Consider the following 23284-nt stretch of genomic DNA (forward strand, 5'->3'; position numbering starts at 1 on the left):
TGACTCCTTGGGTTGGGATAACGGGTGGGCCCTGTCCGCAGGGGTTATACCGGCGGATAGCTTCGGCTTAAGAAAGTACCTGCGCCTGGCGCCACGCCTTCGGCGGCTGGCCGACCAGGCGGCTGAAAGCGCGGGTGAAATGGGCCTGGTCGCAAAAGCCGCATTCCAGGCTCACATGGGTGATGGGCGCTTCGGTGGCGAGCAGGCGCTTGGCCTTTTCCATACGCGCCAGCAGGCGCCAGGCCTGGGGCGACAGGCCGGTAGCCACTTTGAACGCGCGGGAGAAATGGCTGCGGGTGAGGTTGCATACCGCGGCGATCTCGATGATCGACAACGGGCTGTGCAACATCAGTTCCTTGGCCCGGCGCAGCCGCGCGGGCGTTAGTGCGCCGGGGGTTTGCAGCGGCGCTTCGGGCGTCCCAGGGTGCATGGCGACTCTCCTGTTCAATGCAGAAAGTCTCGCCCCCGGCCCATGACAAAGTCCTGAGCCAAACCTGAATTGTTGTTAAATGTGCGCTGCTGGCCCAGGCTGTTTTGCCGATACCATAAGATGCGTTTCGTATTCAGCTTCTGGCCGCTGCCAGCGGCCGGCATTCAAGGCGAAAGAGGTATGCAGGAAAAACCCGCCCACCGCACCGTGGCCATGGTGCTGTTCAACGATGTGTTGCTGCTGGATGTCACCGGCCCCATGGATGCATTCGCCATCGCCAACCGGTTCCTGCCGGCAGAGCGGCAGTACCGGTTGCTGACCTTGGCCGAGGGGGAAGCGGCGGTACGCGGCTCATGCGGCCTGAAAGTGGTCGCTGACCGGCGCCTGGAAGACCTGCCGGAAGCCGTCGACCTGTTGCTGGTGCCAGGCGGCCCGGGCGCCTATGACATCGCCCTGCCCGCGATCGAGCGCTGGCTGCCCCAGGCCGTGCGCCGGGCCAGGCGCTTCGGCGCCATCTGTACCGGGGTGTTCCTGCTGGGGCGGGCCGGGTTGCTCGATGGCTATCGCTGCACCACCCACTGGAACTACGTGGAGCGCCTGGCACAGGCGTTTCCCCAGGCCAAGGTCGAAACCGAGCAGATCTACGTGATAGACCGCTGCCTGATTACCTCGGGCGGCATCACCGCTGGCATCGACTTGGCGCTGGCGGTGGTGGCGGAGGACCATGGCAAGGCGCTGGCCCTGGAAGTGGCCAAGGTGCTGCTGGTCGCCCGCCATCGCCAGGGCGGGCAGACACCCTATGGGCCACTGCTGGCGGCTGTACCACGGGACGATTCGCCGATTGCCCGGGTGCAGGCGTACATCGTCGACCATATCGAGCAAGCCTTCACCGTGCAGAAAATGGCAAACCTGGTGGCCATGAGCGGGCGCAACTTTGCCCGGACGTTCCTGCGCGAGGTCGGGATCACGCCGCTGCAGTACCTACAGAATGCGCGCATCGACCGGGCGCGCAAACTGCTGGAAGGCACCGACCTGCCCTTGAAGGTAGTGGCGGCACAGTGCGGGTTTGGTAGTGACCGGCATTTGCGCAAGGTGTTTTGCGAGCGGATTGGCATGACGCCTGCGCAGTATCGGGCGCAGTTTGGTGGCGGTGAATAGTCGGATCTGCGCTGTCTTCTTCGCGGGCACGCCCGCTCCCACAGCGATAACACCAGCCTCAGGGGCAGTGTTTGTACCTGTGGGAGCGGGCGTGCCCGCGAAGAGACCACCACAGGTTGTCACCTGTATCGGGACAATGTTTCTCCCCAATAGCAGATTGTCCAACTCCATCACAACCCCCAGAATTGTCCGTCAAACTGATCTAACGCTGCCCCGGCAGCTCATGGAGTACGAGCCAATGCCACACGAAGGCAGCCTTCTGCAAACCGCGGTGATCTTCCTGCTCGCCGCAGTCCTCGCCGTCCCCCTGGCCAAACGGCTGCAACTGGGTGCCGTACTCGGCTACCTACTTGCCGGGGTGATCATCGGCCCGCAAGCACTCGGCCTGATCCGCGACACCGAAAGCGTGGCGCACATTTCCGAACTGGGCGTGGTCCTGCTGCTGTTCATCATCGGCCTGGAATTGTCGCCCAAGCGCTTGTGGCTGATGCGCAAGGCGGTGTTCGGTGTCGGGACTGCCCAGGTGCTGCTGACCGGCGCAGTGATCGGTGCCATCGCGCTGTTCGGCTTCAGCCAGACGCTACCGGCAGCCATCGTGCTCGGCCTGGGCCTGGCGTTGTCGTCCACCGCCCTCGGCCTGCAGAGCCTGGCCGAGAGCAAGCAGCTCAACGCGCCACACGGCCGCCTGGCGTTCGCCATCCTGTTGTTCCAGGACATTGCCGCGATCCCGCTGATCGCCCTGGTCCCGCTGCTGGCCGCCAGTGGCCCGGACACCAGCAGTGGCGACAGCCTGGGGCATGGGCTGAAGGTGTTCGCCAGCATTGCCGTGGTCATTGTCGGTGGCCGTTACCTGCTGCGCCCGGTGTTTCGCACCGTGGCCCGCACGCACCTGCCGGAAGTGTCCACGGCCACCGCGCTGCTGGTGGTGATTGGCACCGCCTGGCTGATGGAACAGGCTGGTATCTCCATGGCCCTGGGTGCCTTCCTTGCCGGCCTGCTGCTGGCCGACTCGGAATACCGCCACGAGCTGGAATCGCAGATCGAACCGTTCAAAGGCTTGCTGCTGGGGCTGTTCTTCATCAGCGTCGGCATGGGTGCCAACCTGCGCTTGCTGCTGGAGATGCCGCTGGTGCTGCTGGGCCTGACCCTGTTGCTGGTGGCGGTGAAGCTGGTGTTGCTGATCGGCGTCGGCCGCCTGGCCGGTGGCCTGAGCAGCGCCAGCGCGCTGCGCCTGGGCATGGTGCTGGCCGCAGGTGGCGAGTTCGCCTTCGTGGTGTTCAAGTTGGGCAAGGACCAAGGCCTGTTCGATGCCCAGACCTACGACCTGCTGTTGATGACCATCACCCTGTCGATGGCGATTACCCCGCTGTTGATGCTTGGCTGCGCCCGCGCCCTCAAGCGCCCGCAAGCGGTGCGTGAAGTGCCTGAGCAGTACAAGCAGATCCAGACCGACACGCCACGGGTGGTAATCGTCGGCATGGGCCGCATGGGCCAGATCGTCGCGCGCATCCTGCGCGCCCAGAAGATCCCGTTCATTGCCCTGGAAACTTCGGTGGACACCATCGAGATGACGCGCATGTTCGAACAGGTGCCGGTGTTCTACGGCGACCCGCTGCGCCCTGAGGTGCTGCATGCGGCCAAAGTGGGTGAGGCGGAGTACTTCATCATCACCATCGATGACCCGGAGGCCGCCATCCATACGGCAGAGCGGGTCAAACGCCTGTACCCGCACCTGAAAGTGCTCGCCCGAGCGCGTAACCGCCAGCATGTGCACAAACTGGTGGATGCGGGTGCCGAACCGATTCGCGAGACGTTCTACTCCAGCCTCGAGATGACCCGCCGGGCATTGGTGGGGCTGGGCTTGAGCGACGAGCAGGCGGCGGACCGCATCGAGCGGTTTACCCAGCATGACGAAGAGGTGCTGGTGGCCCAGGGGCAGGTGCGTGACGACCGGGCCAAGGTGATGCAGACGGCCAAGGAGGCGCGGGTGGAGTTGGAGCGGTTGTTTGCTTCGGATGCGGATTGAGCTATCAGGCAAACACTAGCCGTTCTATTTGCGGATGCTCACGGTGCGCGGCCTGCCAGAGGTCGTAGGCAGCCTGCTCTGCAAGGTATTGGCGCGCATCCCCGAGGCCAGCCAGCTCAAGGCGATAAGCAAGGTCGGCTGATATGGCGGCGCGTCCATTAAGTACAGTGGACAGCTGTCCGCGCGAGTAGCCAAGATGGCGGGCCAGCCCCGACACGCTCATGCCAATCGCAGGTAAAACGTCTTCACGCAGGGACTCTCCCGGGTGAGGCGGGTCGAACATTGCCATGATTTCAGCTCCCTAGTGGTAATCCAGATAATCGACAAGCTCCACGTCAGTACCAACGAAGCGGAATACTAGACGCCAATTCCCCGAAACATTTATTGCCCAAAAGCCATCCAGCTTTCCATGCAATGGATGAAGTCGGTTACCTGGACGATTCATGTTTGATGGCATCTGCGCCACTTCAAGCGAAGCAAGCAAGCGTCGCAAACGGGCAACATGATCTGCCCGCACTCCTGATGGGTCGCCTTGTTGATGAAGCAACCTCAGGCCTTTATGCCTGAAGTTACGTATCATTGGAGAACAAGTGTAAGGCCAAGCCTTACACCTTTCAAGCTGGCAGCGGGGAGGCACATAGACATACTCCTGAAGGATTTCCGGCTTGCCCAGTGTGTTCCTACTTAGCCAGGTTGACGCCTTCAGGCGCTCCGATATGTGCGTAAGAGATTTCCTGCAAACCGAATTTGATTGAAGGATTGGCTGAGGCATTGTGGATGGGGCGTAGAGTCGCAGCCCAAGAATTGAAGCCGACACCACAAAAAAGGCCAGCTCCCTACAGAGGGAGCCGGCCTATTTGCGTGAAACTACCAGGCTGTTACTTGCCCGCAGTCAGCGCGTTGTAGCTGGTAATCAGATTGCGGTAGTCGGGGATGTGGTTGGAGCACAGCGCCGCCAGGCCCTCGATGTCGTTGCGCCAGTCGCGGTGCAGTTCACAGGCCACACCAAACCAGGTCATCAGCTGCGCACCGGCCCGGCTCATACGGTCGTGTGCGGCATCACGGGTCATTTCGTTGAAGGTGCCGGAGGCATCGGTCACCACGAATACATCGAACTCTTCTTCCAGGGCCGACAATGCCGGGAAGGCCACGCAAACTTCGGTCACCACACCGGCGATGATCAGCTGCTTCTTGCCGGTGGCCTTCACTGCCTTGACGAAGTCTGCGTTGTCCCAGGCGTTGATCTGGCCTGGGCGGGCGATGTACGGGGCGTCCGGGAACAGCGCTTTCAGCTCCGGCACCAGCGGGCCGTTGGGGCCTTGCTCGAAGCTGGTGGTGAGGATGGTCGGCAGGTTGAAGAACTTGGCCAGGTCGGCCAGGGCCAGCACGTTGTTCTTGAACTTGTCCGGCTCGATATCGCGCACCAGCGACAGCAGGCCAGCCTGATGGTCGACCAGCAGGACAGCGGCGTCGTCTTTGTTCAGGCGGTTGTAGGTGAATTTGCTCATGGTCTGTGCTCCCAAAGGTTTATGAATTTTTCAGCATTTCGAGGTGTTTCGCGTTGATGGGCACAGATTAAAATCACCCCCTTTACGGCGGTAGATAGCAGAATTTGGCTTTAGCGTTCTAATTTATGAACGATGGATTTGCAGGGGCTGTGCCAGCCCTTCGCGGCTGACGCCGCTCCTACAGGGATCGCGCCGGAGCTGGACCTACGCCGCGCCTGTGGGTGCGGCTTCAGGCGCGAAGGGGCCGGCACAGGCAACCACATGCCTGGAGACCGATCATTGGAAGACCTCAACTCGCTCTACTACTTCACCCAGGTAGTCGAGCACGGCGGTTTCGCCCCGGCCGGGCGGGCGCTGGACATGCCCAAGTCAAAACTCAGCCGGCGCATCGCCGACCTTGAAGACCGCCTGGGCGTGCGCCTGCTGCACCGCACCAGCCGCCATTGTTCGCTCACCGAGATCGGCCAGGCCTACTACAACCGCTGCCTGGCCATGCGCGTGGAAGCCGAGGGCGCGGCGGAGATCATCGAACGCAACCGCAGCGAACCGCGCGGCCTGGTACGCATCAGCTGCCCGACGACCCTGCTCAACTCCTGGGTCGGGCCGATGCTGACCCGCTACATGCTCAAGTACCCGCAGGTGGAACTGTTCATCGAGAGCACCAACCGCCGCGTCGACCTGCTGCACGAAGGTTTCGACGTCGCTCTGCGGGTGCGCTTCCCGCCACTGGAAAACACCGACATGGTGATGAAGGTACTGAGCAACAGTACCCAGTGCCTGGTCGGCCAGCCGCAGTATCTGGAGCGGCTGCCCAAGGGCTTCGACCCGCAGCTGCTCGGCACGCTGCCCAGCCTGCACTGGGGCAGCGCCCAACGCGAATACCACTGGCAATTGTTCCAGGGCGAGGACACCAGCCACAGCATCGTCATCCCGCATACGCCACGCATGGTCACCGACGACCTGTTCGCCCTGCGTCATTTCGTGGTCGCTGGTGTGGGCATCGCGCACCTGCCGCGGGTGGCAGTGCGCGAGGACCTGGCGTCCGGGCGGCTGGTGGAGCTGTTGCCGGGTTGGCACCCGCGCTGCGGCATCGTGCATGCGATCTTCCCGTCGCGGCGCGGTTTGCTGCCCTCGGTACGGGCACTGATCGATCACCTGGCCGAAGAGTTCGCCATCAGCGACATGGCCTGATTGTCCCTGACCAGCATGTCCACCAGCAGCGCCAGCACCACCGCACCGGCCGCCACGGCGAACAACACGCCGTAGTGGCCACCGCTGGCGGCGAACAGCGCCGAATAGGCGTAGCCGGCAATGGCCTGGAAGCTGGCGAAGGACACCGTAGCACGGCTCCAGGTCGCATTCTGTCGGGCATGCCCCGGCACCAGTTGATGGACCCGCGCCAGCGCCAGCGGCACGATGCCGGGCGGGAACGAGCCGATCAGCAGCGCTGCGGCCCCCAGCAGGCGCAGGTCGTGGCTACCCAGCAGCACAGCCAGGGCAGCCAGTTGTGCCAGCAACACCCAGCGGATGCCGGCACGCGCCCCCAGATGGTCAGCCAACAACCCGTAGAGCACCGGGCCGGCAATCGCCCCCAGGCCATACAAACCCCAGATCATTGCGCCGGCATGGGTACCCGCGCCCAGCCCACGACTGACGTAGTCCACCAGGAACATCATCGGCGCCACCAACGCGGTGGCCATCAGCGCGTATTGCCCGAACAGTACCAGCACCGCCGGTGAAACTGCAGCCGGGCCCGGCGCATGGCCGCCCTGTTGATGCTCCTGCTCGGCCGGCCACCCGCCCCAGCTGCTGAGGCTCAACAGCAGTGACAACGCGGCCAGCCCGAACCAGGTTTCCTGCAGCCCTTGGCCAAGCAGCCACGGTACCAGGCTGGCAGCACCGGCGATGCCCAGGCCAATGCCAAGGAAAATCGCGCCACTGGCCAGGCCCCGCCGCGCGGCAGCGACATGTGGCAGGATCGCGCTGGCCGCCAGCACCATGATCACCCCGCCGGCAACGCCCGACAGCAGGCGCCAGGCAAAGAACCAGGCAACCGACAGCGGCCAGGCACAGGCCAGGAATGCCAGGCTGACCAGCACCATCATGCCGCGCAGCACCGCTGCGCTCGACCAGCGCCTTGCCAGCGGCCTGCCGGCCAGGGCGCCGACCAGGTAGCCGGCGAGGTTGGCCGCGCCCAGGTAGACCACCGCCGAGCTCGCGAACCAGTGCGCCTCGATCAGCGCCGGCACCAGCGGTGTATAGGCAAACCGCGCCAGGCCGATACCGACCAGGCTGGCACACAGCCCGGCCCAGATCGGCAGCCAGGGCGCGCGTTGAGTTTCTGCAGTCATGTTCTTCCCTTGCGCCAGGCAGCGCTTGTTGATGGCGATGGGAAAAGCATAAAGTCGCCAGGCGATGAAATAACGCAGCGATTTCTCATTGCAGGCATGCACTTTTGCATCACAGAGGACAACCTGATGAACTGGGACGACACCCGTGTCTTTCTCGCCCTCTGCCGGGAGCGGACGCTGCGCGGCGCAGCCCGCAGCCTGGGTGTCGACCAGGCGACGGTCGGCCGCCGGCTTGCTTCGCTGGAACAGGCGCTGCACGCCACGCTGTTCCTGCGTGCAGCCAGTGGCTATACGCTGACCCCCGCTGGCGAAACGGCGATGCGCGCAGCCGTCGAGATGGAAGCTGCCGCCGCCGGCCTGCAGCGGCAGGTACTCGGCCTCGACGACCGCCTTGGCGGCGTGGTCCGGGTCACCACTACCGACTCCTTCGCCCTGGACTTCATCATCCCCGCGGTTGCCCGGCTACGCATGGACCATCCCGGAATAGAGGTGCAGCTGCAGGCCTCCACGCAAATGCTCAACCTCAGCCAGCGCGAAGCGGATATTGCCGTGCGTACGCAAAAGCCGGACAACCCGGAGCTGGTGGTGCGCCGGCTGGCACGCTGGCAGAGTGGCCTGTTCGCTTCACGGGATTATCTGCAGCGCTTTGGCGAACCCGCGCCGGGCAGCAGGTTTGCCGGGCATGAGCTGGTGGTCTACCAACCTTATCTGGACAGCGGCAAGGAGGTGATGCTGGCCGGTGAGCCGATCGCGCGCGGGCGCATTGCCATGACCTGCACCTCAGGGTTGATGGTGCGTCGGGCACTGGCCAGCGGGCTCGGGCTGGGCGAGTTGCCGGTGCCACTGGGCGAGCGGGATGGGTTGCAGCAGGTGTGGGCGCACGGCAAGCCTTATGACATCTGGCTGGTGACCCATCAGGACGTGCGGCGTACCGCCCGCGTGCGGGCGGTGATCGAAGCGATTGTGCAGGCGTTCGCTGACTAGCCCACCTGCCCAAAGCACACCCTTACAAGACCCCTGGCCTATCTTTCATCCATAGTCCCGGATCATCCCCGCTGGAGCCCCCATGATCCGCGCCAACCCCGGACCAGGCCGCGCCCTGCTCGCCACCCTTGCCCTCTGCCCACTGCTCAGCCAGGCCGACGAAGCTGGCTGGTCGCTGCTCAGCCGCAACTACTTCCTGCACAGCGACTTCCGCTCGCCCTCCGGTAGCGGCCAGAACTACCGCCAGGAATGGGCCCAGGGTTTCATCGGCGACATCCGTTCCGGCTTCACCGAGGGCACCCTCGGCGTCGGTATCGATGCCCACGGTTTTCTCGGCTTCAAGCTCGACGGCGGTCGCGGCCATGCCGGTACCGGCCTGCTGCCGCGCGACAGTGATGGCCGCGCCGAGTCCGCCTACTCCAGCGCCGGCGCCGCCCTCAAGCTGCGCCTGGGCGACACCCAGTTGCGCTACGGCGAGATGACCGTGGAAACCCCGGTGTTCGATACCGCCGACAAACGCCTGCACCCGGAATACGCCACCGGCTGGTTGCTGGAGAACCGCAGCCTGCCCGACTGGCGCCTGCAGGCCGGGCGCTTCACCGCCTTCAACAACCAGGACAACAGCGCTAGCCATGATGATTTCAGCGGCTACGGCGCCAGCACCGCCAACCGCGCCATCAGCCTGGCCGGCGCCACCTTCGCGCCCCCAGGCCCATTCGGCGCTGCGCTGTACGCCGGGCAGTTGCAGGACACCTGGCGCCAGGCCTATCTCAACCTGAACCTTGCCGAGGGCAACTGGCGCCTGGACGGTAACCTGTACAAGACCCGCGACACCGGCAACGCAAGCGCCGGGGCGATCGACACCCTCGCCTACAGCTTGCTGGCCAGGTACAGCTTCGGTGCCCAGGCGCTGAGCCTGGGCTATCAGAAGGTCGAAGGCGACACCCCGTTCGACTTCGTCGGTGGCGACTCCATCTACCTGGCCAACTCGATCAAGTACGCCGACTTCAACGGCCCTGGCGAGCGCTCCTGGCAAATCCGCCATGACCTCAATTTGGCCACCCTCGGTGTGCCCGGCCTGAGCCTGATGGGCCGCTACGTCAGCGGCCGCGGTATCGACGGCAGCCACGCCCCGGCGCGCGGCGCCTATGTAGGCCAGTATGGCAAGGGCGGCAAGCACTGGGAGCGCGACATCGACCTGAAATACGTGGTGCAGTCGGGCGCCGCCAAGGACTTGAGCCTGTCGCTCTCCCATGTCAGCCACCGCGCCAACCAGGCCCAGGCCGGCGATGACATCGATCGCCTCTACCTGATCATCGAATACCCACTCAAAGGCAGCTTCTGACATGAGCACATCCCCTTCAGGCGCCTGGAGCCCGTTGCGCAACACCACCTTCCGCATGCTGTGGATTGCCACCATTGCCTCGAACATCGGCACCTGGATGCACGAGGTGGGCGCCGGCTGGCTGATGACCACGCTGTCGGCCAGCCCGCTGCACGTGGCGCTGATCCAGGTGGCCGGCTCGCTGCCGATGTTCTTCCTGGCCCTGCCGGCCGGCGCCGCGGCGGATATCGTCGACAAGCGCCGCTACCTGTTGCTGGTACAACTGTGGATGGCCGGCGTGGCCGCTGTACTGGCGGCCCTGACCTTGCTCGGGCTGATGAACGTCACCTTGCTGCTGGTACTGACCCTGGCGCTGGGCATCGGTACGGCACTGATGATGCCGGCGTGGAGCGCGCTGACGCCGGAGCTGGTGGGCAAGCAGGACCTGGCCAACGCAGTGGCGCTTTCCAGTGTCGGCATCAACGTGTCCCGTGCCATCGGCCCGGCATTGGCGGGGGTAGTGGTGAGCATGGTCGGCCCGTGGCTGACCTTTGCCCTGAATGCCATCTCGTTCGCCGGCGTGATCCTGGTGTTGTTGCTGTGGAAACGCGAGGTGAAGGAGCCACTGCTGCCAGCCGAGCGCTTCGTTGGCGCCATGCGTACCGGGTTGCGTTTCGCCCGCAGTGCCAAACCGTTGCAGGCGGTGATGCTGCGCGCGCTGGCGTTCTTTTTCTGCGCCAGTGCCGGTACTTCGCTGCTGCCGCTGATCGTGCGTGGCGAGATGCGCGGCAGCGCAGCAGATTTCGGCCTGCTGCTGGCCGCCATCGGTATTGGCGCAGTGGCTGGCGCCACCTTGCTGCCACGCCTGCGCGAACGCATCAGCCGCGACCGCCTGGTGATGCTGGCCAGCCTGCTGTATGCGTTGTTCCTGTTGGCCTTGGCGCTGGTGCGTAACTTTTATGTGCTATTGCCGGCGATGCTGCTCAGCGGCGCGGCGTGGATCGCAGTGCTGTCCAACCTGCAAGTGGCGGCGCAGACCTCGGTGCCGGCCTGGGTGCGGGCGCGGGCGTTGTCGGTGTACATCCTGATCTTCTTCGGTGCCATGGCCGCTGGCGGGCTGCTGTGGGGCACGTTGGCCAGTCATGCATCAATCACCCTGAGCTTGCTGCTGGCCGCAGGCGGGCTGGCATTCGGCACCTTGCTGACCTGCAGGGTGACGCTGCCGGAAACCGAAGCCGAAGAGCTGACACCGTCGCTGCACTGGCCGGTGCCAGTGCTGAGCGATGAGCTGGACCAGGACAACGGGCCAGTGATGGTCACCGTCGAGTACCACATCGCACCGGCCAAGGCCGCCGCCTTCCAGCGGGCCGCGCGGGAGCTGGAGGCGATGCGCAAGCGCAATGGCGCATTGTCGTGGGGGTTGATGCGCGACAGTGCCGATCCGGCGTTGTGGCTGGAGTTCTTCTTCGAGGAATCGTGGCTGGAGCATCTGCGCCATCACCATCGGGTGACCCGGGGCGAACTGAAGATCGAGGCGCGGGTGCGGATGCTGCAGACCGATGGGGTGGAAGTGAAGATCCGGCATCTGTTGGCTGGAGGTGAGCACAAGGCTCACCATTGATGTTGGATTTTCCGGCCTCTTCGCGGGCTCGCCCGCTCCCACAGGGATCGCACAAAGCCTGAGGGCTGTGGTGTACCTGTGGGAGCGGGCGAGCCCGTGAAGAGGCCAGCACTGAAGGAACAAAAAAGGGGCCAGATGCTGGCCCCTTCTTCACATCAGCTCAGCTTAGAAAGCAAAGCACGAACAACCCAACGCCCCCCAGAAGCCCTGGAAGTCATTCACCGGCACATTCGAATGCCGCGCCTTCTCATGGCTGTGCGCATGCACCCCGCAAGGCCCGACGCACTGGTGCGCCGCTGCCGCCAGCGATGGCGTACCCACGCGCCAGTGGCCCGGCACCTTGGTCACCGGCGACCACTCCGGCAGCACCGGCACCTGTGGCGGGCCGAGCTTGTCGAACTCGGCCGCAGCGTACACCACCTTGCCATCGACCACGGTCAGCACCGACTCGATGCCCTTGATCGCTTCTTCATCGACGCTGAAGAAGTCCAGCGACAATGCCGCCAGGTCGGCCAGCTGGCCCACCTTGATCTGCCCCTTCTTGCCCTGCTCGCTGGAGAACCAGGCACTGCCCTGGGTAAACAGCTGCAATGCGGTGTCGCGGCTGAGGCCTTCAGGGTAAAGCTCCATGCCACCGACGGTCTTGCCGCTGACCAGCCAGTACAACGAGGTCCATGGGTTGTAGCTGGACACGCGGGTGGCGTCGGTACCGGCACCCACCGGCACGCCCATGTCGAGCATGCGCTTGATCGGCGGGGTCTGCTCGGCAGCCTTGGCGCCGTAGCGGTCGACGAAGTATTCACCCTGGAAGGCCATGCGGTCCTGGATGGCGATACCACCGCCCAGCGCACGCACGCGTTCGATGTTCTGCGCAGTGATGGTCTCGGCGTGGTCGAAGAACCACGGCAGGCCATTGAACGGAATGTCGCGGTTGACCTTCTCGAACACGTCGAGCATGCGCGTGATCGATTCGTTGTAGGTGGCGTGCAGGCGGAATGGCCAGCGCTGCTCGACCAGGTGGCGCACCACCGGCTCCAGCTCTTGCTCCATGGTCTGCGGCAGGTCCGGGCGCGGCTCGAGGAAGTCCTCGAAGTCGGCGGCGGAGAACACCAGCATCTCGCCGGCGCCGTTGTGGCGCAGGAAGTCGGTGCCGCTGTGCAGCTTGACGCTGGAGGTCCACTTACGGAAGTCGTCCAGCTCTTCCTTGGGCTTCTGGGTGAACAGGTTGTAGGCGATGCGCACGGTCAACTGGTTGTTGTCGGCCAGTTGCTGGATCACCTGGTAGTCGTCCGGGAAGTTCTGGTAGCCACCACCGGCATCGATGGCGCTGGTCAGGCCCAGGCGGTTGAGTTCGCGCATGAACTGGCGGGTGGAGTTGACCTGGTACTCCAGCGGCAACTTCGGCCCCTTGGCCAGGGTGGCGTAGAGAATCATCGCGTTGGGGCGGGCAATCAACATGCCGGTCGGGTTGCCGAACTTGTCACGCTGGATCTCGCCACCCGGCGGGTTGGGCGTGTCCTTGCTGTAGCCGACAGCCTTGAGCGCAGCGCGGTTGAGCAACGCGCGGTCATACAGGTGCAACAGGAACACTGGCGTGTCCGGGGCGGCCTGGTTGATTTCTTCCAGGGTGGGCATGCGTTTTTCGGCGAACTGGAATTCGTTCCAGCCACCGACCACGCGCACCCACTGCGGGGTGGGCGTGCGCGCGGCCTGGTCCTTGAGCATGCGCAGGGCATCGGCCACCGACGGCACGCCTTCCCAGCGCAGCTCCAGGTTGTAGTTCAGGCCACCACGAATCAGGTGCAGGTGCGAGTCGTTCAGGCCCGGAATGACCGTGCGCTGCTTGAGGTCGATGATCTGCGTGGAGGCACCCTTGTGGGCCATGGCCTCGGCGTCGTTGCCCACGGCGATGAAACGGCCATCCTTGATGGCGACGGCGGTCGCGGTGGGTTTTTCACGATCAACGGTGTGCAGTTTGCCGTTGAACAGAATCAGGTCGGCGGTCATGGAACCTCCTTGAGTGGATGCGTAAGCGGAACCGGTAAAGGGCAATGCCGACCAGAGCGCACCGGCGGCGCCGAGCACGCTGCTGGTGGCGAGGAACTGGCGACGGGTCTTGTCGTTGCGGTCCTGGGACATGGTCTTCTCCGTCTGGTGGCGGCGCCGGCAGGCGCAACTGCGGAGCATGCCGGTGAGTGCAGGGCCAGGGCTTGGATGGATGTGCGGTGGGTTGTAGAAGGTTAGCCCTGTTCAAGCTTTGTGCTGCCTGGGCCGGCCTCTTCGCGGGCAAGCCGGTTTCCCACAGGTAGGTCACAAGGCCTGAGGCCTGCGCCGTACCTGTGGGAGCGGGCGAGCCCGCGAATGCCTGGCGCAATTACTTCTGCAGGAACGCCAGCAGGTCCTCGTTCAGCTGCTGTGCATGCGTCACGGCAAACCCGTGTGGCGCCCCGGCATACACCTTCAGTTCAGCCCCACGAATCAGCTCCGCGGCCTGCTTGCCGGTGGTCTCGAACGGCACGATCTGGTCGTCGTCGCCATGGATCACCAGGGTCGGCACATCGACCTTGGCCATGTCCGGGCGGAAGTCGGTCTCGGAAAACGCCGTCACGCAATCCAGGGTGCCCTTGATCGATGCCATCAGCGCGATGTTCAAGGTTTGCGTCTGCACGCCCTGGGACACCTGCTGCCCATGGTTCAGGCCATAGAACGGCGTGGCAAAGTCGGCGATGAACTGCGCCCTGTCGGCACGCAGGCCGGCACGGATGCCTTCGAACACCGACAGGTCGACACCCTGTGGGTTGTCGTCACGCTTGCCGAAGATCGGCGTCACTGCGCCCAGCAAGACCAGGCCAGCCACACGCTCGCTACCGTGACGGGCGATGTAGCGGCTGACATCGCCACCGCCCATCGAGAAGCCCACCAGGGTCACCTCGCGCAGGTCGAGGTGCTCGATCAGCTGGGCAATATCGTCGGCGAACGTGTCGTAGTCGTAGCCACTCCACGGCTGGCTCGAGCGGCCGAAGCCACGGCGGTCGAAGGCGATGGCGCGGTAACCGCGGCTGGCCAGGAACTCCATCTGCGAGTCCCACATGTCGGCATCCAGCGGCCAGCCGTGGCTGAACAGCACGGGCTTGCCACTGCCCCAGTCCTTGAAGTAGATCGAAGTGCCATCGCGGGTAACGAACGTGCTCATGTCGGTATCTCCTTGAAAATGTCGAGGTAAAGGCTTGCTCAGCCGCGCAACCAGTTGGCGCAGCGACGGGTGACCCAGGGCATGATGTAGAACACCACGGGCAGGATGACGAACAGGTTGGTGATCAGGTTGCCGATGATCGCGCCGCCCAACTGCGGAAAGTGCGCGAACAGCGGCGCCAGCAGATGCGGAATGACCAGGGTCATCGGGCAGATCACCAGGTAGGTCAGCAGCGCCTGCTTCCAGCGCGGCGGTTGCGCGGCACGGGTGTTCGGCGGGGTGAACCAGAACTCCGGGTCGTCATGCACCTGGGTGTGGTCACCGCCTTCGAGCAACGGCAGCACTTCGTTGACCAGTGCCTGGCGCTCGGCCGAATTGACCCAGGCCTGCAGCAGGCTGGCGTCGGCGAAGCGCACCACCGTGGTGAAGTGCAGCCCGCCGTCGTCGGGGCGAATGACGTTGACGTCCAGGTGCCCCGGCTGACGCCGTGCAGTGCTGACCGTGCGCTTGAGCCAGGCTTCGTAGGCGGCCAGCGACGCGGCGCGGACCTTGTGCTGGATGACCAGGGTCACCACGTTGCGGTTGTCTTGGAATGCGGTGTTCATCGGCGTTCCTTGGGATGAGCTTGCCCGCATCCACTGTGCAACGGCGGACGGGCGGAGGATTGGACGGGTGTGCTGCACTGGCCGGGCACCGACTGGCGGTGCCCGGGAGCGTGGCTTACTTGTTGGCGTTGAAGGCGTTGTAGCTGGTCATCAGGTTGCGGTAGTCGGGGATGTGGTTGGAGCACAGCGCCGCCAGGCCTTCGATGTCGTTGCGCCAGTCGCGGTGCAGCTCACAGGCCACGCCGAACCAGGTCATCAGTTGCGCACCGGCCTGGCTCATGCGGTCGTGGGCAGCGTCGCGGGTCATTTCGTTGAAGGTGCCGGAAGCATCGGTCACCACGAATACGTCGAACTCTTCTTCCAGGGCCGACAGCGCCGGGAAAGCTACACAGACCTCGGTCACCACGCCGGCGATGATCAGCTGTTTCTTGCCGGTGGCCTTCACGGCCTTGACGAAATCTTCGTTGTCCCAGGCGTTGATCTGGCCTGGACGGGCGATGTACGGGGCATCCGGGAACAGCGCTTTCAGCTCGGGCACCAGCGGGCCGTTGGGGCCTTGCTCGAAGCTGGTGGTGAGGATGGTCGGCAGGTTGAAGAACTTGGCCAGGTCGGCCAGGGCCAGCACGTTGTTCTTGAACGCATCCGGCTCGATGTCACGTACCAGCGACAGCAGGCCAGCCTGGTGGTCGACCAGCAGCACAGCAGCGTCGTCTTTGTTCAGGCGGTTGTATTTGAAGTTGGTCATGGTCATAGCTCCTAAGGTTTTGAAGTTCAGTAAGTTGGGTGTTGCGCGTTGATGGGAGAAGATTAAAACCATCACCTTTGGCGCGGTAGATAGCGGTTTTTGGCTTTAGCGTTCTGTTTTAGGAACGATCCATTGGCGTTGGATTTGCTGGTCTCTTCGCGGCTAAACCCGCTTCCACACGTACTGAACTGGCTTTGCTATTTGCGCGATCCCTGTGCAAGCAGGTTTGCAGGCGCCCATTGCCTGCAACGACAACCTGCTCTATTACTACCCACAGCCCTCCCCTACCCCCGAGACCTCCATGCTGGCGTTCATCCAGTCATACCCGCTGTTGCTCGGCATCGCCCTGATCCTGCTCGACCTCGTGCTCTGGCAGCTCATTCCCCTCCAGCACCGGGCCTGGCGCATCGGCGCGCGGCTGGTGCTGTTCCTGCTGTTCAGCTCGGTACTGGTGGCCGCCGGCATGAGCCCGCTGCAACCGCCCCCCTGGGCCGACGATGTCTCGCGCAACCTGTTGGCCACGGTACTGGCCATCGGCTGGTGGCTGTTCGGCGCACGTACGGTGACGGTGGTGTTCGGCCTGTTGCTGGTGGCCCGTGGCAGCCACGGCGGGCGGTTGCTGCAGGATGTGCTGGGGGCGCTGATATTCCTGGCCGCCGTGGTCGCCGCGGCAGGCTATGTGCTGCAATTGCCGGTGAAGGGCCTGCTGGCCACCTCCGGGGTGATGGCCATCGTCATCGGCCTGGCGCTGCAAAGCACGCTGGCCGACGTGTTCAGCGGTATCATCCTGAACACCACGCGGCCCTACCAGATTGGCGATTCGATCTCGATTGACGGCACCGAAGGCAAGGTGCTGGAAATCGACTGGCGGGCTACCCGCCTGCTCACCGGCAGCGGCAGCCTGGCGGTGATTCCCAATTCGGTGGCAGCCAAGGCGCGGCTGCTCAACCACAGCCGCCCGGCCGACGTACATGGCGTATCGATCAGTGTGGTGGTGCCGGCCAAGGTGCGCCCCAAGCGGGTGTTCGATGCGCTGGAAAAAGCCTTGCAAGGCGTCAGCGCCATTCTTGCCACGCCAAAGCCGAAGGTCGCGGTGAAGGCATCGACGCTGGAATCAGTGGAGTACGAGGCCAGCGGCTTCGTCGCCGACGCAGGCGCCAAGGGTGATGCGCGCAACCAGCTGTTCGACCTGGCGCACCGGCACCTGGAGGCCAGCGGGGTGATGTGGAACGTTGACCTGGCCATGCCGCCGCGCAGCCGCCAGCGCGAGGTACTGGACGAAGTGCGGGTGTTCCGTTCGCTGAGCGATGAGGAACGCGATGCCTTGAGCCAGCGCATGACAGCAGTGGAGTACCTGGCAGACCAGGTGATCCTGGGCGTGGGCGAGCAATCCGAGCACCTGCTGGTGATTGGCAGCGGCGTCGTATCGGCGTCGATCCGCGATGGCGACAGGCTGGTGGAGGCCGGGCGCATGGGGCCCGGTGAGGTGCTGGGAATCGAGGGCATCATCGACGAGGACGACTCGTTTGCCGAGTTCCGCACGTTGACCAGTTGCGTGCTGTATCGCATCGACAAGGAACAGGTCAAAAGCTGCCTGGTGCAACGTGGCGAGGTGCAGGCAGCGCTGGGCAAGTTGCAGCGCTTCAGGCGGCAGAGCCGCGAGTCGCTGTTGCTGCAGAAGCCGGCTTCGATCAAGAAAGGCGGCTTCCTGAGCTGGTTGCACAAGTAGGCCTGGGCCGCCACGCGGCTACGAACGCGACCTAGCGCTTACAGCACGACCCTCAGGCATTGCCCAGCGTGGTACAGCGAGAACCCGGACTCGTAGAATGCAGTGCGCAGCGAAGGTGCACTCACCCCCTTCATTGGCGAGAACGGAATCGGCAGGCTGCCCGCCTCGCCCTTCAGCAGGAACTCGGCAAACGCTCGGCCGATCACGGTCCCGGTGGTATTGCCACGCCCGTTGTAGCCGGTGACTGCCACCAGCCCCGGCGCCGGCTCGAACAGGCGCATCAGGTGGTCGGGGGTGAAGTCGATGCAGCCGGTCCAGTGCATCTCCCATTCGACCTTGCCCAGCTCGGGGTAGTAGTGGCTCTGGATCCGGTCGGCCCAGCTGCGTACGAACCAGGCCGGCTTGTTGTCGACCCGGCCGAGGCTGCCCAGTAGCAGGCGGCCCTGGTCGTCGCGGCGGATGCTGCTGAGCACGGTGCGGGTGTCCCAGGAACCCTGGCCATGCGGCAGTACCTTGTCGGCGGCAGCGCCGTGCAACGGCTTGGACGCCACCTGGTAGTAGTAACCGCGGAAGAACTGCTTCTGCAGGTTGCTCCAGTCGCCTTCGGTGTAGGCCCCGGTGGAAATCACCACCTTGTCGGCGCGCACCGCGCCACGTGCGGTCTTCACCCGCCAGGCATCGCCATCACGCGCCAGGCCTTCGACCGACGACTGCTGGAACAGCTTGCCGCCCAGGCGCGCTACCGCGGCAGCCAGGCCCTGGGTGTAGCCCATGGGGTTGATGGTGCCGGCGCGGCGATCGAGCAGCGCGGCGGAGATCTTGTCGGTACCGCAGTATTCCTGGCATTGGGCGCCGGTCAGCAGCTCCACATCGGCCCCCCGGCGGTGCCATTGTTCGTGGCGGGCTTCGAGGTCGGCGATGCCGGTGGCGTTGTGCGCCATGTGCAAGGTGCCTTTGTGCTGCGCCTGGCAGTCGATGCCAAGGCGCTCGATCATGGCGAACACCTCAGCCGGGGCCTCACCCAGCACCTTGTTCAGGCGGCTGCCCTGCTGCAGGCCGAGGGTGGCTTCGACATCGTCAGGGCGAATCCAGGTACCGGCGTTGACCAGGCCGACGTTGCGCCCGGAGCCGCCATGGCCGATCTTCCAGGCCTCCAGCAGGATCACCGACTTGCCCTGCTCGAGCAGGTGGATGGCCGCTGACAGGCCGGTAATGCCGCCACCGATCACGCAGACATCGGCCTTGTGCTCACCGGCCAGGGCCTGGGCGGCGACGCTCGGTTCAGTGACGAATTCCCACAAGCATTGTTGACGCAGTTCGGACATGGCCCGGCTCCAGCAATTTTGTTCTTGTTGGGGCTGCCTTGCAGCCCATTCGCGGGCACGCCCGCTCCCACAGAATCCTCCCAGGCTTCGAACGCTGTGGGGACCCTGTGGGAGCGGGCTTGCCCGCGAACCGGGGGCCATGCCCCCGGCCATGCAGCATCAATCCATCAATCGAACACGATACCCTGCGCCAGCGGCAGCTCGCGCGAGTAGTTCACGGTGTTGGTCTGGCGACGCATGTAGCCTTTCCAGGCGTCCGAACCGGATTCACGGCCACCGCCGGTTTCCTTCTCGCCACCGAACGCACCGCCGATCTCGGCGCCGCTGGTGCCGATGTTGACGTTGGCGATACCGCAGTCGCTGCCCGAAGCACTCTGGAAGCGCTCGGCTTCGCGGATGTCGGTGGTGAAGATGCACGACGACAGGCCTTGTGGCACTTCGTTGTTCAGGCGCAGGGCCTCTTCGAAATCGTCATAGGCGAGCACGTACAGGATCGGGGCGAAGGTTTCGTGGCGCACCACGTCGCTCTGCGCCGGCATTTCGGCAATGGCAGGCGACACGTAGTAGGCGTTCGGGTACTGGTCGGCCAGCTGGCGCTCGCCGCCAAACACCTGGCCGCCTTCATCACGGGCCTTGGCCAGCGCACCTTGCATGGCATCGAACGACTGCTTGTCGATCAGCGGGCCCACCAGGTTGTCCTTGCGTGGGTCGCCAATGCGCACCTTGCCGTAGGCGGCCTTGACGCGGGCCACCACTTCGTCCTTGATCGAGCGGTGCACGATCAGCCGGCGCAAGGTGGTGCAACGCTGGCCGGCGGTACCGACAGCGGAGAACAGGATGCCGCGTACGGCCAGGTCCAGGTCGGCACTCGGGGCCAGGATCATGGCGTTGTTGCCGCCCAGTTCCAGGATGCTACGGCCGAAGCGGGCGGCCACACGCGGGCCTACTTCACGGCCCATGCGCGTGCTGCCAGTGGCGCTGACCAGCGGGACGCGCGGGTCGTCGACCAGGGCTTCGCCGGCTTCACGGCCGCCGATCACCAGCTGCGCCAGGCCAGCCGGGGCATCGCCGAAGGCTTTCAGGGCTTTCTCGAACAGTGCCTGGCAGGCCAGGGCGGTCAGCGGGGTCTTCTCCGACGGCTTCCACACCACCGAGTTGCCGGCCACCAGGGCCAGGGCGGTGTTCCAGGCCCAGACCGCGACCGGGAAGTTGAACGCACTGATCACGCCGACCACGCCCAGCGGGTGCCAGGTTTCACGCATGTGGTGGCCGGGGCGCTCGGAGGCGATGGTCAGGCCGTACAGCTGGCGCGACAGGCCAACGGCGAAGTCGCAGATGTCGATCATTTCCTGCACTTCGCCCAGGCCTTCCTGGGTGATCTTGCCGGCTTCGATCGATACCAGCTCGCCGAGGTCGGCCTTGTGCTCACGCAGCACCTCACCGAACAACCGCACCAGTTCGCCACGGCGCGGGGCCGGCACGCTGCGCCAGGCTTCGAAGGCGCCTTGCGCCTGGTCGATGCGGGCGATGGTCTCGGCCTTGCCGAGCAGTTTCACCGAGGCGATCTGGCTGCCGTCGATCGGCGTGTGAACAGGGTAGTCGCCCTGGGTGTAAGCCTCGGCGGCAACGCCAAGGCGCTCGAGCAATCCAGCAACCATTGTGCTTCTCCTACATCGGGTGATGGGGTGGAAAAATGATGTGGGTCAGTATTAATCCGATCACATAGCTACAACAAACGACCTTTATTCCGCATATCATTCCGCCAGGTAATGATTTGAGCCGCAGAGACCGCTATGTCCAAACGCCTGGTGCCGTCCATGACCGCCCTGCAGTGCTTTGAAGCTGCAGCCCGCCATTTGAGCTTTACCCGTGCCGCCGAAGAACTGCACCTGACCCAGAGCGCGGTCAGCAAGCAGGTGGCGCAGCTGGAAGACATGCTGCGCCACCACCTGTTCCTGCGTATCCGCCGCCGCCTGCAGCTGACCCCAGCCGGTAGCCTGTACCTGGCCGAGGTCAACAAGATCCTCACCCAGGTCGACATGTCCAGCCGCTACGTGCTCACCTACGGCGAGCAGACCGAGATATTGAAGGTAGCCACCCAGCCGAGTTTCGGCGTGCGCTGGCTGATTCCGCACCTCAAGGGTTTTGGCAAACGCCACGGCAATATCCACCTCGACATCCGCAACGAGATGGAGCCGTTCGCCTTGCTGCAGGGTTCGGCGGACGTGGTGTTCTTCTATGGTCAGGGCACCTGGCCGGGGGCCACCTGCATGGAATTGTTCGGTGAAGAGGTGGTGCCGGTGTGCGCACCGGAGCTGCTGGCCGGCCGCGAACTGGTCGATGCCGGGCAACTGGCCGAACTGGTGCTGCTACAGAGCACCTCGCGGCCAGAGGCGTGGCACGAATGGTTTCTGGAGCTGGGCCTGGAAAGCGTCAGCGCCTACCACGGGCCGCGCTTCGATACGTTCTATATGGCCTTGAGCGCGGCGCAGTCCGGCTGCGGGGTGGCGCTGGTGCCGCGCTACCTGGCGGCGAAGGAGCTGGCCGAGGGCAGCCTGGTAATGCCGTGGAACCATGCAATGCGCAGTGCCGGGGCGCATTACCTGGCGTATGCCGAGCATGCAGCGGAGGTGCCCAAGGTGCGGGCGTTGGTGGAGTGGATTCGCGAGCAGCTCTCGGCTTGAGGGCCTCTTCGCGGGCACGCCCGCTCCCACAGGGTCCGCGCAAGGTCTGAACTCTGTGGGAGCGGGCATGCTCGCGAAAGAGCCCTTAAGGTCGATCAAAAAAGGAATGACACACTCACTTTTTTTCGCTTGTAAGCCAAGTGCATTCCCCGCTTTCATGTAAGCGTCCGAACCCAACCAATGGAAGCTAGCGATGCCCGCCCTCGATTTCGTCAGCCCCGACAACATCCGCGCGCAGTTCTCCGCCGCCATGTCGCTCATGTACAAACAGGAAGTGCCCCTGTACGGCACGCTGCTGGAGCTGGTGAGCGAAATCAACCAGCAGGTCATGGCCCGGCAGCCCGAAGTCGCCGAGGCCCTGCGCTGGACTGGCGAAATCGAACGGCTGGACCAGGAGCGCCACGGGGCCATCCGCGTCGGCACTGCGCAAGAGCTGGCAACCATTGCCCGCCTGTTCGCGGTGATGGGCATGCAGCCGGTTGGCTACTACGACCTCAGCTCCGCCGGGGTGCCGGTTCACTCCACCGCCTTCCGCGCGGTGCACGAACAGTCGCTGCATGTCAGCCCGTTCCGCGTATTCACCTCGCTGCTGCGCCTGGAACTGATCGACAACCCGCAGCTGCGCACACTGGCAGAGAGCATCCTGGCCAAACGCAAGATCTTCACCGACCGCGCCCTTGAACTGATCGCCCAGTGCGAACGTGACGGTGGCCTGAACGCGGCAGATGCCGAGGCATTCGTGCAGGAAGCGCTGCACACCTTCCGTTGGCACCATGACGCCACCGTTACTGCCGAGCAGTACCAGCAGCTGCACGACCAGCACCGCCTGATCGCCGACGTGGTGGCCTTCAAGGGCCCGCACATCAACCACCTGACCCCGCGCACGCTGGACATCGATGCGATCCAGGCCGGCATGCCGGCCAAGGGCATCCCGCCAAAGGCTGTGGTCGAAGGCCCGCCTACCCGCCGCCATCCGATCCTGCTGCGCCAGACCAGCTTCAAGGCCCTGCAGGAAAAGGTCGCCTTCAGCGACCAGCAAGGCAGCGAAGGCAGCCACACCGCGCGCTTCGGCGAAATCGAACAGCGCGGTGCGGCCCTGACACCGAAAGGCCGCCAGCTGTACGACAAGCTGCTTGATGCCACTCGGGCCGCCCTGGGTGGCGTGCCGGCCGAGGCCAACGCCGAACGCTACATGGCGCTGCTGAAGGAGAACTTTGCCGAATTCCCGGACGACCTGGCACAGATGCGCCAACAAGGGCTGGCGTACTTCCGCTACTTCGCCACCGAGAAAGGCCTGGCCGCGCGTGGCCAGGATGACCGCCCGAGCACCCTGGAAGGGCTGATCGAAGCGGGCCATGTGCACTACGAAGCGCTGGTTTACGAGGACTTCCTGCCGGTGAGTGCGGCAGGGATCTTCCAGTCCAACCTGGGTGACGATGCGCACGCCGAGTACGGCAGCAATGCCAACCGCGCTGCGTTCGAAGCGGCGCTGGGTATGCAGGTGCAGGATGAGCTGGCCCTGTATGCGCTGAGCGAGCGGCGGTCGCTGCAGGCCTGTGCGCAGGCATTGAACCTGGGTTCGATGTAAGGATTCGGATTAC

General features: G+C 64.5%; 20 protein-coding genes. 9 read left to right on the forward strand and 11 right to left on the reverse strand.

Annotated elements, in window-relative coordinates:
• Positions 1–67 precede the first annotated feature (67 nt).
• Positions 68–430 (reverse strand): helix-turn-helix domain-containing protein, encoded by a 363-nt coding sequence (locus tag ACLEJP_RS04885; RefSeq protein WP_170033726.1) that lies wholly within the window; start codon positions 428–430, stop codon positions 68–70.
• Between the two features lie 180 nt (positions 431–610).
• Here ACLEJP_RS04885 and ACLEJP_RS04890 point away from each other — a divergent pair, with 180 nt between their 5' ends.
• The gene (locus ACLEJP_RS04890; protein ID WP_440804729.1) at positions 611–1588 is read left to right on the forward strand and encodes a GlxA family transcriptional regulator; all 978 of its coding nucleotides are present in this window, start codon (positions 611–613) and stop codon (positions 1586–1588) included.
• Positions 1589–1826: 238 nt separating this feature from the next.
• Entirely contained in the window at positions 1827–3614 is a 1788-nt protein-coding gene (locus ACLEJP_RS04895; RefSeq protein WP_440804730.1) for a monovalent cation:proton antiporter-2 (CPA2) family protein, read from the forward strand.
• Between the two features lie 4 nt (positions 3615–3618).
• On the opposite strand, the gene ACLEJP_RS04900 is transcribed toward ACLEJP_RS04895, so the two are convergent.
• From ACLEJP_RS04900 to ycaC (ACLEJP_RS04910), 3 genes are all read right to left on the reverse strand, one after another.
• Positions 3619–3903: a HigA family addiction module antitoxin gene (locus ACLEJP_RS04900; protein WP_440804731.1), complete on the reverse strand. Its 285-nt coding sequence runs from the start codon at positions 3901–3903 to the stop codon at positions 3619–3621.
• Positions 3904–3915: 12 nt separating this feature from the next.
• The gene (locus tag ACLEJP_RS04905) at positions 3916–4194 is read right to left on the reverse strand and encodes a type II toxin-antitoxin system RelE/ParE family toxin (protein WP_440804732.1); all 279 of its coding nucleotides are present in this window, start codon (positions 4192–4194) and stop codon (positions 3916–3918) included.
• A 298-nt stretch (positions 4195–4492) separates the two neighbouring features.
• Positions 4493–5122 (reverse strand): isochorismate family cysteine hydrolase YcaC, encoded by a 630-nt coding sequence (gene ycaC, locus ACLEJP_RS04910; RefSeq protein ID WP_440804733.1) that lies wholly within the window; start codon positions 5120–5122, stop codon positions 4493–4495.
• Between the two features lie 279 nt (positions 5123–5401).
• On the opposite strand from ycaC (ACLEJP_RS04910), the gene ACLEJP_RS04915 reads away from it, so the two are divergent.
• Positions 5402–6313, forward strand: coding sequence for a LysR substrate-binding domain-containing protein (locus ACLEJP_RS04915; protein ID WP_225779731.1), 912 nt, complete (start codon positions 5402–5404; stop codon positions 6311–6313).
• Here ACLEJP_RS04915 and ACLEJP_RS04920 read toward each other — a convergent pair.
• Positions 6274–7473 carry a YbfB/YjiJ family MFS transporter gene (locus ACLEJP_RS04920; protein ID WP_440804734.1) on the reverse strand — a complete coding sequence of 400 codons (1200 nt, stop codon included), beginning with the start codon at positions 7471–7473 and terminating at the stop codon, positions 6274–6276. The genes ACLEJP_RS04915 and ACLEJP_RS04920 overlap by 40 nt on opposite strands.
• 126 nt (positions 7474–7599) lie before the next feature.
• On the opposite strand from ACLEJP_RS04920, the gene ACLEJP_RS04925 reads away from it, so the two are divergent.
• The 3 genes from ACLEJP_RS04925 (at position 7600) to ACLEJP_RS04935 (ending at position 11402) form a co-directional block, all read left to right on the forward strand.
• Positions 7600–8457, forward strand: coding sequence for a LysR family transcriptional regulator (locus tag ACLEJP_RS04925; protein ID WP_440804735.1), 858 nt, complete (start codon positions 7600–7602; stop codon positions 8455–8457).
• Between the two features lie 82 nt (positions 8458–8539).
• Positions 8540–9802, forward strand: a complete 1263-nt coding sequence (locus tag ACLEJP_RS04930; RefSeq protein ID WP_440804736.1) for an OprD family porin — start codon at positions 8540–8542, stop codon at positions 9800–9802.
• Between the two features lies 1 nt (position 9803).
• The gene (locus ACLEJP_RS04935; protein WP_440804737.1) at positions 9804–11402 is read left to right on the forward strand and encodes an MFS transporter; all 1599 of its coding nucleotides are present in this window, start codon (positions 9804–9806) and stop codon (positions 11400–11402) included.
• Positions 11403–11567: 165 nt separating this feature from the next.
• Here the strand turns inward: ACLEJP_RS04935 and ACLEJP_RS04940 are convergent, their stop codons facing one another.
• The 4 genes from ACLEJP_RS04940 to ycaC (ACLEJP_RS04955) form a co-directional block, all read right to left on the reverse strand.
• Positions 11568–13409 (reverse strand): amidohydrolase, encoded by a 1842-nt coding sequence (locus ACLEJP_RS04940; RefSeq protein ID WP_440804955.1) that lies wholly within the window; start codon positions 13407–13409, stop codon positions 11568–11570.
• A gap of 367 nt (positions 13410–13776) precedes the next feature.
• A complete protein-coding gene (locus ACLEJP_RS04945; protein ID WP_440804738.1) occupies positions 13777–14595 on the reverse strand; it encodes an alpha/beta fold hydrolase in 819 nt (272 codons plus the stop codon).
• Positions 14596–14633: 38 nt separating this feature from the next.
• A complete protein-coding gene (locus tag ACLEJP_RS04950) occupies positions 14634–15200 on the reverse strand; it encodes an antibiotic biosynthesis monooxygenase (RefSeq protein WP_440804739.1) in 567 nt (188 codons plus the stop codon).
• 115 nt (positions 15201–15315) lie between these two features.
• The gene (gene ycaC / locus ACLEJP_RS04955) at positions 15316–15945 is read right to left on the reverse strand and encodes an isochorismate family cysteine hydrolase YcaC (RefSeq protein ID WP_440804740.1); all 630 of its coding nucleotides are present in this window, start codon (positions 15943–15945) and stop codon (positions 15316–15318) included.
• A 301-nt stretch (positions 15946–16246) separates the two neighbouring features.
• On the opposite strand from ycaC (ACLEJP_RS04955), the gene ACLEJP_RS04960 reads away from it, so the two are divergent.
• Positions 16247–17674 carry a mechanosensitive ion channel family protein gene (locus ACLEJP_RS04960; RefSeq protein WP_289134197.1) on the forward strand — a complete coding sequence of 476 codons (1428 nt, stop codon included), beginning with the start codon at positions 16247–16249 and terminating at the stop codon, positions 17672–17674.
• A 38-nt stretch (positions 17675–17712) separates the two neighbouring features.
• Here ACLEJP_RS04960 and amaA read toward each other — a convergent pair whose 3' ends face one another.
• A complete protein-coding gene (gene amaA, locus ACLEJP_RS04965; RefSeq protein ID WP_440804741.1) occupies positions 17713–18999 on the reverse strand; it encodes an L-pipecolate oxidase in 1287 nt (428 codons plus the stop codon).
• Between the two features lie 167 nt (positions 19000–19166).
• Complete coding sequence (amaB, locus tag ACLEJP_RS04970) at positions 19167–20657, reverse strand: L-piperidine-6-carboxylate dehydrogenase (protein WP_289133423.1); 1491 nt, start codon at positions 20655–20657, stop codon at positions 19167–19169.
• Between the two features lie 135 nt (positions 20658–20792).
• Here amaB and ACLEJP_RS04975 point away from each other — a divergent pair, with 135 nt between their 5' ends.
• Both ACLEJP_RS04975 and hglS read left to right on the forward strand, forming a co-directional pair.
• The gene (locus ACLEJP_RS04975) at positions 20793–21683 is read left to right on the forward strand and encodes a LysR family transcriptional regulator (RefSeq protein ID WP_440804742.1); all 891 of its coding nucleotides are present in this window, start codon (positions 20793–20795) and stop codon (positions 21681–21683) included.
• A gap of 193 nt (positions 21684–21876) precedes the next feature.
• Positions 21877–23271, forward strand: coding sequence for a 2-oxoadipate dioxygenase/decarboxylase HglS (gene hglS, locus ACLEJP_RS04980; RefSeq protein ID WP_440804743.1), 1395 nt, complete (start codon positions 21877–21879; stop codon positions 23269–23271).
• Positions 23272–23284: the final 13 nt, after the last annotated feature.

The organism is Pseudomonas sp. SMV7, from assembly GCF_052041995.1.
GTDB lineage: Bacteria > Pseudomonadota > Gammaproteobacteria > Pseudomonadales > Pseudomonadaceae > Aquipseudomonas.